The sequence below is a fragment of the Paenibacillus assamensis DSM 18201 genome, from assembly GCF_000422445.1.
In the GTDB taxonomy this organism is placed as follows: Bacteria; Bacillota; Bacilli; order Paenibacillales; family Paenibacillaceae; genus Paenibacillus_B; species Paenibacillus_B assamensis.
Window position 1 is genome coordinate 1 of sequence record NZ_AULU01000017.1, and the last position, 13,089, is coordinate 13,089.

13 protein-coding genes and 1 riboswitch are annotated in these 13,089 nt (G+C 43.8%); of the genes, 5 read left to right on the top strand and 8 right to left on the bottom strand.

Annotation, left to right across the window (positions count from 1 at the left end; translation table 11 throughout):
* A partial coding sequence (locus H580_RS25480) for a cadherin-like beta sandwich domain-containing protein (RefSeq protein WP_051217394.1) occupies positions 1-1,880 on the bottom strand: 1,880 nt, incomplete at its 3' end.
* 227 nt (positions 1,881-2,107) lie between these two features.
* On the opposite strand from H580_RS25480, the gene H580_RS0110600 reads away from it, so the two are divergent.
* From H580_RS0110600 to H580_RS0110615, 4 genes are read left to right on the top strand one after another with little or no spacing between them, the layout of a single operon-like run.
* On the top strand, positions 2,108-2,572 hold the full coding sequence (locus tag H580_RS0110600; protein ID WP_028594764.1) for a GNAT family N-acetyltransferase: 465 nt from the start codon (positions 2,108-2,110) through the stop codon (positions 2,570-2,572).
* An 18-nt stretch (positions 2,573-2,590) separates the two neighbouring features.
* Positions 2,591-3,097: a phage tail protein gene (locus tag H580_RS0110605; protein ID WP_028594765.1), complete on the top strand. Its 507-nt coding sequence runs from the start codon at positions 2,591-2,593 to the stop codon at positions 3,095-3,097.
* 18 nt (positions 3,098-3,115) lie between these two features.
* A complete protein-coding gene (locus H580_RS0110610; protein ID WP_028594766.1) occupies positions 3,116-3,616 on the top strand; it encodes a phage tail protein in 501 nt (166 codons plus the stop codon).
* 15 nt (positions 3,617-3,631) lie between these two features.
* Entirely contained in the window at positions 3,632-4,174 is a 543-nt protein-coding gene (locus H580_RS0110615; RefSeq protein ID WP_028594767.1) for a phage tail protein, read from the top strand.
* A 205-nt stretch (positions 4,175-4,379) separates the two neighbouring features.
* Here the strand turns inward: H580_RS0110615 and H580_RS0110620 are convergent, their stop codons facing one another.
* From H580_RS0110620 to H580_RS0110650, 7 genes are all read right to left on the bottom strand, one after another.
* Positions 4,380-5,609, bottom strand: coding sequence for an iron-containing alcohol dehydrogenase family protein (locus H580_RS0110620; RefSeq protein ID WP_245583540.1), 1,230 nt, complete (start codon positions 5,607-5,609; stop codon positions 4,380-4,382).
* A gap of 8 nt (positions 5,610-5,617) precedes the next feature.
* Complete coding sequence (locus H580_RS0110625) at positions 5,618-6,454, bottom strand: MetQ/NlpA family ABC transporter substrate-binding protein (RefSeq protein WP_211224402.1); 837 nt, start codon at positions 6,452-6,454, stop codon at positions 5,618-5,620.
* A 38-nt stretch (positions 6,455-6,492) separates the two neighbouring features.
* Positions 6,493-7,161, bottom strand: a complete 669-nt coding sequence (locus H580_RS0110630) for a methionine ABC transporter permease (protein ID WP_425414127.1) — start codon at positions 7,159-7,161, stop codon at positions 6,493-6,495.
* The gene (locus H580_RS0110635) at positions 7,154-8,164 is read right to left on the bottom strand and encodes a methionine ABC transporter ATP-binding protein (protein ID WP_028594771.1); all 1,011 of its coding nucleotides are present in this window, start codon (positions 8,162-8,164) and stop codon (positions 7,154-7,156) included. Before H580_RS0110635 ends, H580_RS0110630 begins: the two co-directional genes overlap by 8 nt.
* Positions 8,165-8,278: 114 nt before the next feature.
* Positions 8,279-8,387, bottom strand: a riboswitch (SAM riboswitch).
* A 106-nt stretch (positions 8,388-8,493) separates the two neighbouring features.
* Complete coding sequence (locus H580_RS0110640) at positions 8,494-9,369, bottom strand: radical SAM/SPASM domain-containing protein (protein ID WP_028594772.1); 876 nt, start codon at positions 9,367-9,369, stop codon at positions 8,494-8,496.
* 224 nt (positions 9,370-9,593) lie between these two features.
* Positions 9,594-11,000 carry a hypothetical protein gene (locus H580_RS0110645; protein ID WP_157282843.1) on the bottom strand — a complete coding sequence of 469 codons (1,407 nt, stop codon included), beginning with the start codon at positions 10,998-11,000 and terminating at the stop codon, positions 9,594-9,596.
* A gap of 200 nt (positions 11,001-11,200) precedes the next feature.
* Entirely contained in the window at positions 11,201-12,064 is an 864-nt protein-coding gene (locus H580_RS0110650; protein WP_028594774.1) for a DUF6612 family protein, read from the bottom strand.
* A 324-nt stretch (positions 12,065-12,388) separates the two neighbouring features.
* On the opposite strand from H580_RS0110650, the gene H580_RS0110655 reads away from it, so the two are divergent.
* On the top strand, positions 12,389-12,979 hold the full coding sequence (locus tag H580_RS0110655; protein WP_028594775.1) for an SLOG family protein: 591 nt from the start codon (positions 12,389-12,391) through the stop codon (positions 12,977-12,979).
* Positions 12,980-13,089 lie beyond the last annotated feature (110 nt).

Consider the following 13,089-nt stretch of genomic DNA (forward strand, 5'->3'; position numbering starts at 1 on the left):
CTTGTCGTACCAGAGGCAAACGCTGGACTCAATGTTCCCGCGCTTAGCATCAAACTGCTCAAGTCCGCATTGCTTGACTTCGCTCGCGTCACCGTTACTGTATACGTCTTCGGCGTTCCATCCTCCGCCGTCACGACTACCGTAATCGGATTCGAACCTACATTCAACGACACTCGCGTTACACTGCCACTTGCCACTGACGCACCATTTATCGTTACAGTTGCTTTGCTATCCGCTACCGTTGCAGTCGCATCTAGCGATGCTACATTATTTGCCACACTCGCCGTATAGCTCGTGGTTCCTGTTGCAAAAGCTGGGCTCAACGTTCCCTCACTCAGCGTCAAACTGCTCAAGTCTGCATTGCTTGACTGCGCTCGCGTTACCGTTACTGTGTATGTTTTCGTTGTTCCATCTTCCGCAGTAACGACCACCGCAATCGGGTTCGGACCCACATTCAACGACACTCGCGATGCGCTTCCACTTGCCACTGTCGCACCATTTACCGTTACAGTTGCTTTGCTGTCCGCTACCGTTGGCGTTACATTCAGCTCCGTTACTCCACTTGCCACATTTGCCGTGTAGCTCGTTTGTCCAGACGCAAACGTCGGACTCAACGTCCCGACACTCAGCGCCAGACTGTTCAAGTCCGCGTTGCTCGACTTCGGCACTGCTCGTGTCACCGTCACTGTATACGTCTTCGGCGTTCCATCTTCCGCCGTCACGACTACCGTAATCGTGTTCGCTCCTACATTCAATGCTACTCGCGATGCACTTCCGCTTGCTACCGTCGCGCCATTCACTTTCACGCTCGCCTTGCTATCCGTTACCGTTGGCGTTACATCCAGCTCCGTTACAGCATTTGCCACGTTCGCCGTGTAACTCAATGTGCCAGATGCAAACACTGGGCTCAGCGTTCCCGCACTTAGCGTCAAGTTACTCAAGTTCGCATTGCTCGACTTTGGTACTAATTGCGATATTAGCCTTCCGTTTTCCCCTCCCGCTATAAATCTCCCATCCCCAAATGCAATATGATTAAAATAATGAGGACTTCCCGGGTCTTCTGGAACCCAGTTAACTCCGTCAGAAGAAGAAATAATGGAGTCTCCAACCGCAATAAATTTATTGCCGCCATATGCTACACCGTAAAAAGAGGTACCCACCGGTGATGCTTGTTGTGTCCATGTAGTGCCATCCATTGAAGTAAGCAGTGTACCGTTCTCACCAACTACAATATATCTACTATTCGCGTACGTTAAACCGAATAGCTGCGTAGTTACTCCAGATGATACCTTCACCCAGCTTCCACCATCAAAGGAAGTATAAATAACTCCTCCAGATCCAATCGCTACAAATTTTCCTCCGCCATAAGTAACCGCATTCAAAGAATCTGTACCTTGTTTTTTGACTGTCCAAGTATCCGCGTCATTCGAAGTTAGAATCGTGCCGTTTGCTCCTACAACAACATAGATACTTCCGTTATAAGCAATTGAACTAAGATCAGCCGATACATTCGTCGTTTTCTGAATCCACGTGTCTCCATCGACAGAAGTGTACATCTTCCCTGCATAACCCACCATAATCCATCGATTTCCTGCATACAGTACACCTAACGGTGAAATTGCTATTGCTTTCATACTCCACGAAGCTCCATCTGTAGACGTAATAATTTGCCCCTGATTGGCAACTCCCACCCAACGCCCGTTACCATATGCAATATTATTAATGTCTTTCGTCGTACCTGAAGTATGAGCATTCCAACTCGAAGCTGCCTGCACATTCCCGAACCAAGGCCCTATACTTCCCGTCAAAATAATAGCAAAACTAAGCAGGACAATACCTACGCCTCGCCAAAAACGAATCTCATTTCCCCTTCTCCTCATTGAACCGTTCCACCTCTTTCCCCTTCTATTAAAATCCGATACAAAATGACAAAAAGTTAATATGTCGGATATGACATATTACATCTTTTTCCAATTTATTCTCTGTCATTATATATGACTTTTCTACTAAATACACGTTAAAAATGTTGTTGATTTGACTTATCATTGTGATATATTCATAGCAAGCCATCTACAAATTTCACCAATTTTCCACAAGAGGTGCCCTAATGTACTACACGCAAGCAGACCCAGAAGATGAACCTTTTCTATTTCAGTTGTACAAAGAAAGTCGAATGGATGAAGTGCAATTATGGGGATGGGAGGAATCAGCACAAGACGCTTTTCTTCACATGCAGTGGATGGCGCAAAAGCATTCCTATGCCGCACAATACCCGCATGCTGAACAACTTATTGTATACGTAGAGGATGTTCAAGTGGGTCGTATTATCGTCTCGCGTTATGATCACAAGATCGTACTCGTGGACATTACGATTTTAAAGCAGTACCAGAATCAGAAGATTGGAACCACCCTACTTACCGAATTGCAGACAGAAGCCGCTTCTACTTCCAAGTCCCTTCACCTTTCCGTCCTGCACAGCAATCCTGCATTTAAACTGTATGAACGTCTGGGATTCAAAAGAACCGACAACAACGGACTATACTACTCTATGGAATGGAATTCACACAATTAAACATGAGGTGATGTACAAATGAGCGAGCCTTATTTAGGGGAGATTCGCATGTTTGCCGGCAATTATGCACCAACTGGCTGGGCTTTGTGCAACGGACAACTGCTCAGCATTGCTGAAAATGAAGCGCTGTTTATGCTAGTAGGAAATACTTACGGCGGGGATGGACAGACTACTTTTGGCCTGCCTAACTTGCAAAGTCGCATTCCGATTCATCGAAGCACTACGTATCCACTTGGCAGAATAGGTGGTACGGAAACAGTGACCCTGACAACAGGCCAACTGCCAGCACATACACATCTAGCACTGTCAGTCGAAACGACTGGGAATACTGCCTCGCCTGTTAATGCCCTGTGGGCAGGAGCACCAACAACTAACTTTGGACAGGGACAACAAGGTGCCCTTGTTCCTATGAACGCACAATCTATTACACCTACTGGGGGAAGCCAGCCCCATGACAACATGATGCCCTCTATGACGATCACATTTATTATCGCACTCTACGGCGTATTTCCAAGCTCTCAATAATAGAAGGAGTGATGTACGATGGCAGAACCATTTTTAGGAGAAATTCGAATGTTCCCGTATAATACGGTACCTCGGGGCTGGGCGTTATGTGATGGCCAAATACTAAATATCCAAACGAATCAGGCCCTATATTCTTTACTTGGCACTTATTATGGCGGAGATGGAAGAACTACTTTCTCTCTGCCTGACTTGCGCGGTAAAGTCTCCATTCATACTTCAGCACAACTCCCATTTGCTAGAACGGGTGGCGAAGACACACATACATTAACCATGAACGAGATGCCGATGCATAACCATCAAGTACAAGCATCATCCAGTCCTGCTTCGATCGTCTCCCCGCAAAATAATGTGTGGGCAGAAGCAGCTCATCTTTACGAAACATCCTTAGATCATCCGAAACCGATGAATCCGCAAGCTATTGGCATTACCGGACAATCACAGCCACATAACAATATGCAGCCTTATATGGCTTTCCATTACTGTATTGCTATAAATGGCATCTATCCACCTAGAAGTTAAAGGAGAGGAGATCGAATTATGGACCCGTATACTGGAGAAATTCGTATATTTGCAGGTAACTATGCCCCAAATGGTTGGGCATTATGCAATGGACAACTGTTGCAGATTCGACAATATACTGTACTGTTTTCTATCATTGGCAATCAATACGGCGGAGATGGAAAAAACACCTTTGCCCTGCCTAACTTAACGGGGAAAGCCCCCATGCACCAAGGTCAAGGTCATGGGCTGTCACCTCGCACTATCGGGGAGGAGGCAGGGACTTCTGTGGTGACTTTGCTGCATACTGAAATGCCAGCTCACACCCATAATCCTCAAGCTGCTAATCAAGTCGGTGATACGGAGAAGCCAAGTAATCACGTATGGGCACAAGCTCCTAAAGAAGGCAGACCTGGTCGCGAAAAACAAGAACCGTTGTATAATGCAACCGCGAATGCAGCGATGTCGATATATGCTCTGCAAACATCAGGTGGTTCTCAACCGCATAACAATATGCAGCCATACCTTGTACAAAACTATATCATTTGTCTCAATGGAATATTTCCATCGCGCGGCTAATTTTTAATTCCCCTTTGTAAAAGAACAAGGCAGAGCTCCTTCTAACCACTAGATGGTTACTCTGCCTTACTTTTATTTTACAAGATGACATGTCGATCAGATTATCTCTTAGTCCAGAATAACCTTTGCCCTCGGATGCAACACGCCCAATATTTTAATGGTAATGGTAATCAACTAACTATCTTTCCGTTTACCCGCTTCGCACTTATTCCCCAATTCTATTACTATAAAAATGTTGGGTAACTTGTTCAAGACGTATAATCGCCTCATATACCGACTCCGCTGTTATTCCCTCAGCCATTAAATGAATAGATTCCTGCGGATTCGTTGTACCAGAAGCCACCAGCTTCAATAAAGCTTCATCTTGAACAGACAACCCTAGATCCGACAACCGATAAGGCAGTTCCATCTCCTGATAGAAGCTTAGCAGCTTTTCTACTTCTGCTAGGTTACCCTCCAACACCAATTGCACAAGAATGCCATAGGCAACTTTATCACCATGCAGTAAATGATGAGTAGAAGGGGCAACGGTCAATCCATTATGAACGGAATGCGCACCTGCAATACGACCTAAATGATCGCCAAAGCCACCGACCATACCACCCGTCATCATAATCGTCTCCAGCACTTTCACAAATGCAGGCGAAAGTTCCCCGCGCTTCGCATCTTGAATGCTTTGTAGACCATCTTCTAATAGTACACGTTGACACAAACGAGCTGTTAGATGAGCAATTTGCACCGCGGCAACAGGCTGCTCCAACTTGCGTATAAGCACATCCGCCTCATACCATTTCGCTATCGTATCCGCAATGCCTGCACGCAAGTAATCGACAGGTGCTTCTAGGGAAATACGCGGTTCCACGATTACCATTAACGAGCTTTTCGGAAATATCGTATAATGCGTGAATTGCCCCTGTTCATTATAAAATACGGTCAGCGGTGTCCATGCTGCACAATTAGATGCCAGTGTCGGCACCATAATGACTTCCAACTCCGCTTCATGAGCTGCCGCCTTTGCTACATCAAGCACTTTGCCGCCGCCAATGGCCACAATCACATCTGCCCGCTCATTTCGAGCAGCTTGTGCAAGCCGCGCAGCTTCGACTAACGTACACTCGCCTTGATAACGAACATAGATGAGGGAAAGGTACGAATCCTCCCTCTCCTTTGCAAGCTCGTCTATCAATTCTTCGGTCAATCCATGCTCAAAAGCATGTTGCAGCTCCTGATCCTGATCTTGCTCCTGCGTTTGCTTCAATTGAGGCAAATAAGGCTGCGCAGCCTCTAGAGAACGCTCGCCATGAATGACGAGCACCCTTTGAAAGCCATAAGGCTGAAGCAATGACTCCAACTTGCCTAATATCCCATCTTCACAATAGTAAAGAGCAGGCGCACCTCTGACGACAATTCGTTGTTCCAACGCTGACGCTGTCACGATGTCACTCACTTCCTTTTCAACATCCACTCAGGTTTGCCAAAGCCTTTGAACTGCTCGTCGATCGCTTTCTCGAATTCTGGTGATTCTACGGCCGCCTTCAATGCTTTTGCATATGGCTTCTCTAAGTCAGCTGTGTTCACAACGACACGGTTACGGTAGTCATCCGGCATATTTTCCAGCTGCAAAGCCTTTAACAAATCCATCTTCGCTGCAAGTGCGAAGTTACCTGGAACTAGCGATAGGTCAACACTATCAACTGCACGCGGCAATTGTCCCGCTTCGATTGGTTGGAAAACAAGCTGCTTCGGATTATCTTTCACATCTTTTTCAGATACACGCAGCGGGTCAACGTTGCTGTCTACTGTAATTAAGCCTGCATCTTGCAGCAAGCCGAGCGTACGAGCCAAGTTCGTTGGATCATTTGCAACCGCAACAGTGCTTCCCTCTGCAATTTCCTCTAAAGACTTATATTTGTTCGAATAGATGCCCATTGGCGCTGTCGGTACGATAACAAGTTCAGACAACTGGAGCCCATTTTCTTTCGCGAAATTGTCCATGTAAATTTTGTGTTGGAACAAGTTCGCATGCAATTCTCCATTCCCTAGCGCACGGTTCGGCTGTATATAGTCGCCAAACTCGATCACTTCGATTGTATATCCTTGTTTCTCCATAATCGGCTTAATAACCTTCGTAACCATATCACTGTACGGTCCAGCTGTCGCACCAACCTTCAACGCTTTCGTATCTTCATTTGCAGAACCAGCCTTGTCCGATGAAGAACCGCAGCCTGCCAGCAAGCCAATCGTTAAAATAACAGATAAAATAAGTGCAAATTTTTTCATGATGATACCCCTCCACTTAATATAAATATGTATGCATCTTAGCGCTTGTCTACTTTTTTCGCGATGAAGTCACCGCCGTATTGAATGAGCTGTACTAAGCAAATAAGAATGACAACCGTTGTAAACATAATCGTATCGTCATAGCGATTGTAGCCAAAGCGAATGGCCAAGTCCCCGATACCGCCACCGCCGATAATCCCAGCCATAGCTGAGTAGGCAACCAAGCTAATCGCTGTAATATTAATGCCTTGGATAATGCCTGGCTTTGCTTCAGGAAGCAGCACATCTTTAATGATCATCCATGGTGTTGCGCCAATTGACACCGCAGCTTCAATGACTCCCTTATCAATTTCACGCAAAGCTTGCTCTACTAATCTTGCAAAGAACGGAATGGCAGCGACCGACAACGATACCGATGCAGCTGTAGGGCCAATGGTTGTTCCTGTAATCATCTTCGTAAATGGGAACAACAACACCATCAAAATGATAAATGGAATCGATCGGATCATATTTACGATGAAGCCTAACATGTTCTTTACCGCCACATTTTCAAGAAATAAACCGCGATCCGTCACGAACAGTACAATTCCTATCGGCAATCCGACTACAATGGCTGCTGCAAGCGAAATTCCTACCATGTAAAGCGTCTGGAAAAATGATTTATTTAAATCAGGCAGTATTTCAATCACGGATGAAAAATCAAACATGATGCAGCACCTCCACTCGATGCGTTCGCTTCGCAATATAATCAATTGCCCGCTGTACTTCAGCACCGTCTCCGATTAACTCTAAAATTAGAATGCCGAGCGGGTTGTCATGGATGTACTCGATTTTGCCGTGTAAAATGTTACCCTTAACATCGAACGTCCGCAGTACCTCTGTTATGACAGCTTCCTCTGCTTGCGGAGCAACGAAGTGAATTTTGACAATCGTTCCTTGGCATTGCTTCAACATGCGTTCTGGCAGCTCGAATTGGAACAAACTCTTCATAAATGACTGCGTCGTCGGGTGCTTCGGATCAGAGAACGTATCATATACTTTGCCTTCCTCGACAATTATGCCGTTTTGCATAACTGCCATCCGATCACAAATGTCTTTCACAACTTCCATCTCATGTGTAATGAGCACAATTGTCAGCTGCAGCTCACGGTTAATCTTCTTCAGCAGTTCTAGAATCGACTGCGTCGTCTCTGGATCTAAGGCAGAAGTCGCTTCATCACACAGCAGAACATGCGGATCATTGGCCAAAGCCCTTGCAATACCAACGCGCTGCTTTTGCCCACCGCTCAATTGCGCAGGATACGCATCCCGCTTATCCGCTAGTCCAACCATATCGAGCAGTTCCGTAACACGTACCTCTATTTCTTGGGGGGACTTGTGATTCGCTTTGAGTGCGAATGCAATATTTTCATAAACGGTCTTCGCACGAATGAGATGAAAATGCTGAAAAATCATCCCGATTTTTAGGCGCGCTTGCCGCAGCTGCTCTCCCTTGAGCGTTGTCAGATCGACACCGTCTACGAACACATGCCCTGAAGTCGGCTCCTCCAGTAAATTGATGCAGCGCAGCAAGGAACTTTTGCCTGCTCCACTACGACCGATGATCCCGAAAATTTCTCCTTTGTTAATCGTTAAGGAAACATTGTTTACCCCGAGCACGGTTGCTTTCTTGCTCTTGTACTCTTTTACGAGATTCTGTATCTCGATCATCTCTCTCACCCCATTGCTTCATTCTCGCTGCTTAGCCAATACCGCCGTATAGTCTCTTTATATAAAAAAAAACCTCTTTCGCTAGAGAAAGAGGTTAGACTTGTGTCATTGGCTAACTTATCTCTCAGAATGGTTCTCATTCCGTAGGATTTAGCACCGTTTACTCGATGGTAAGGTTGCCGGACGTCGTAGGGCCTATTCCCTCAGTCGCTCTTGATAAGGTAAAAATATGAAGTTGCATTGAAAGAAATATTACACACATATGAAAAAGTTGTCAATCAAAATTTTTAAATAAAATCTTGCGGGTTTCGATCACTCACATTTATCGACTACGTTCCGAAACGCTGTCGATATCCGCACCTGCGGCACAATTCTTCTACTGCTTCACGGTTGGAAAAACCGTAATACAGATTGTTCGCCCGTTCCCCATCGATAATTTCCGTAAATGTCTTCTCGTGTACGTTGCCCAAATTGATAACACCTTCACCATCCAGACAGCATGGCACAACTGTTCCATCAACGAGTACAGCTGCTTGGCTGCGCAGCGCATAACAGAACCCTTTGCCATCGTCTTCTGGTGCATCGAGGCTCGGCCATTGGAATTCATGGTCTTGATTCAAATAAATACGATTCGCTATTTTAACACCGCTGCCAGGAACGACCTTTTCCTCAATTTTAAAGTCGAGGTTAAATTCCTTCTCCAACACTTCCAACGTTTCACGGTTGCGCTGCTTCTCTAGATTGGTCATATTGTCCTGCGTTAAGTTCCACAAGCGGAACGAGAAAATAACTTTATGTTCTTCTGCTTCACGAACGAACGAGAGAATTTCACGCAAATATTTCTCCCGATTCTCAGAACCGATATGGCCATCGAAGCTGTGCAGCGAGAAGTTCATTTGGCGAAGTGCAGGCTTGCCGAGCAGCTTATGTTTATTTTTCGTAATCAACGTTCCATTCGTCGTAATATTGACCTTGAGCCCTTTCTCATGTGCAGCATCAAGCAACTCGTCAATTTTCGGATGGAGTAAAGGCTCGCCTTTCACATGCAAATAAATATAATCCGTATGCGGCTTTACTTGGTCGAGCACGTGATTGAACGTATCGAGCTTAATGAAGCCTTTCGCCCTTTCGGTAGGTGGGCAAAAGGTACATGCCAAGTTGCATACGCTCGTAATTTCGATGTAAACCTTTTTAAATTGTCTCAACTGTAGTTCCTCATTCCTCATATGTCTCTATCTATGTGTACGTTTAACGTTATTTAAAATAATGACTACATCTAACTTTACTATAGACTGGCTGTAATATGAAGTGTATGGCTTCAACCTCGCGATGTATACACAGCAAAGAAGCCCAAGCAGTTGGTTCTGCTTGAGCTTCTCCTAGTCCCGTTCCATCGTATGTGGCAGTATAGATGCTTGCGCTTACCAACTTACTTTACACGAAGCAAGGTCATCTGATTGTTTGAATAGTTAAACAACAATACTCGTGTAGAATCAGTCCATTTTAGACTTGTATGATCTGGAACTGTTACTTGAAGGATATTACGTACAGGTTTCACTGCGCCGACATAATAGTAACCTTTATTATGATCCAAATGACTTCTCTTCTGGGTATAAAACATACCATCCCCTAATATAGTCATTCTTTCACTAAGCGGCCCTGTTCCAAGCTTAACTGGCTTCAGCATCTTGCCATTATGAATCTCTGCAAGTGTAGAAGCTTTATAATTCATTACGTACAATCGATCACCTATGATTGTATAATAGAGAGAATCTCGATCTGAATCTGACGCCGCTACATTATGCATCCATAGCCGTTTACCATGCTTAGAAAAGACACTTATTCTTTTGAAAAGAAGCGGTTGTTCCTTTGTATTTTTATAAATATTAGCAGATACTACGAACTTTCCGTCTGGCAAAAACTCAGCTTTCCACGCATTTTCCACTTGATTTTTTTTCAATTTTCCTTGTTCACGATTGTATGTATAATTTCGTAGTACTTTACCCGCTTCATCTCGCACAGTAACCGTTAGTTTATTAAAATCATGTTCGTACTTTACGATATACACATATTCACCATTGCTAAAATGGGCTAAATGACCATTGTGCTCAATCGACTTTATTAGTTCCCCTGTCCTATCATAATATCTCAAAAGTGTCTTATTAGCATCGAAATCTAGCGAAGACGCTGTCATTAACCTGCCATCGGACAGAAGCCATGGCCCTTTTACTGTAAAATCATTATTTTCTAATACTGGCGTCACAATTTTCCTTGTAATCTTTCCTGTAGCTGATTGGACTGTTAATATCGCATCACCGATCGTCTCGCTCTGAAAATAACTGTCTCCTGTTTCGCTCATCTTTTGAACTTCTTTAGTTATATAACCCGTTATTATGATTTCACCATTATGCTGAATTTCCAATTCATCCATATAAGCATAGGTGCTGAAATCTCCTTCAAACAATCCTGACAAAGAGATTTTCCATACGCGCTCACCTGTCGTTAAGTCATAACTTGCTAGCCCGTATTCCTTATTTTTTGTAGAACTAAATAATTCATTCTCTTTACTTTTTACAGCGTACATAACAATCATCATATTACGTTTTTTATCTACAACGGTAGCTCCAATCTCCCACTCTTTTGGAAATTGGAATTTCCATGCCGTTGAATAGTAAGCAGGCTTCATCTTGCCTGAACCATCCACCTTCTTAATCGTATACGTTTCTGATCCTCCCTTACTACTCGCACTTACTGTCGCAACTGGAATACAGAAAACCGTTATGACTACCAACAGTGTTAATCTTGTGCAAAACATACGAAGCCGCTCTCTCATCATACATCCCCTTTATTCTACTACTAATAATGAATGGACTAGGTCACTTGTCATACTCGGACGGGGAGAATATTTCCACCCAAGTATATTTACATTACACACTTGTTTTAATATAGCGGCTTTGCTTGGTAAAATATAGTGCTATGATCACAGCAATTAAATTAAAAAACCGCCAAGCCTTAGGCTCAGCGGTCATAATCGTATTATTGTTGTTTAGCGCTATCAATTACTTCTTGCGGCACTTTGATTTCGCCAATCTCATTATGCTTGGAGAAAGTAGATTTCATATCCATAAGCAAGCTCATTTTTTGCCCGCCTTCTTCCATCGTCAAATCCATCACCATGTCAGACTTTGTTGGCAAAAATGTTTCTTTATTCACAGCAAAGGAAAGCTTTACACTTTTAATGTTCATTTGCTCAATCATCGCTAACGTTTGTGGATCTTTACCACTTGCAGATTGGCTCATTACTTTCTTAACCATTTCCTTCATTCCATCACCGGACAATTCAGCATTCATCACATACTGATCGCCTTCTTCAGCTACTTTCATATCTTTCGCAGCAGCACGGAACGCTTCAAACTGCTGTTCTGGGCTAATTTGTCCTTGTACTTGAGCCAACAATTCAGCTTCAGCTTCTTTAGGAAGCTTGACCCAAGCGCCTTCAACTTCAACAAACATACCTTCTTTAGCAATATATTGTTTCATGTTTTGCTCTTGACCAGCCAAAGACATTTTCATTTCTTGATAAAGATGCATTGGGTCTTTTGTAATCTCACTCTTCAATGAAATATCGACCTTCTGCTCTTGCTTCTGATCGCCTTCACCAACCGTAATGTTTTGCTTAATCGTACCTTCCATTGCAAAATTCTTGGATGTTTTACCCGCTTCAACTGTCTTTGTGATAAGTTCTTCAGCTGTCGGTACTGCTGCAGCTGGCTTCTGTTGTGTCTCTGTTGCAGCTGGCTTATTGTCTGTAGTTGTGCCAGTTGCCCCCTTATCATTTCCACAAGCCGTAATACCTAAGACGAGAATTGCGCTAAGTAGTGCTACTGTCCATTTCTTCAAAACAAGTTCCTCCCAAGATTTATATTCACCTAATATTACCCAAATGTATCATTGTAAAAACAGGTAAGTAAGGCCTAATAAGACAAGATCCGAGGACTAAATATGTGGTCATTTGGAACTATTTAACTATTAATTCACTTTTTAAATAGGCCAAAGAACTGAATATCGATACACTTTGTTACAAGTGCAACTACATCTAAATCATCATTTTTCTCAACTTGAATCCCATCCTGACAGAGATAAACTGTATACAGAGGCTTTCAACCATTATAATAATATAAGATTACAAGATGAAATCGCACGTAAAGTTGGAGGAAATACATTGTGAAGAACCTGCTTATAACTGGCTATCGAGCACACGAGCTCGGTATTTTCAGCCAGAAACATAAAGGCATCACCTATATCCGTAAAGCAATTACAAACCGATTAATTCCATTGGTGGAAGAAGGACTAGAGTGGGTTATTACTCCAGGACAGCATGGAGTCGATCTGTGGGCCATTGAGGCTGCGATATCCCTTCGGCAGCAATATCCCCATCTGAAATGTTCGATAATTACCGCCTTCACTCAGCCTGACCCGCAATGGGGCGATGATAAAAAAGCAAGCTACGAGCAGATTTTGCAGCAGGTGGACCATTATGCCGCAGTTAGCAACGGCCCCTATATCGGAAAATGGCAGTTCGTCGCTCGTGATGATCTATTATTTCGCAAAACAGATGGGATATTGCTCGTATATGATGAAGACGCGGCAGAGGCCAGCCCTAAGTTTGTAAAGGAACGGGCTTTAAAAAAACACGCAGAGGATGGGTATCGCTACCTCGCTATTGGAGCGGAAGAAATTCAAGCAGTAGCAGAAGAAGAGCAGCCATTTGAATACGTTGACATTGGCCATGAATACTCGGGCGAGGAATTGTAAATGTATCAAGTGTATCGAGTTAGATCAGTCTACATCCAAGCTAATGATGATGCGACTTTGTCTATCTTCTTCCTTGAATTCATGCAAAAGTGCATCTAATTGGAGTTGAA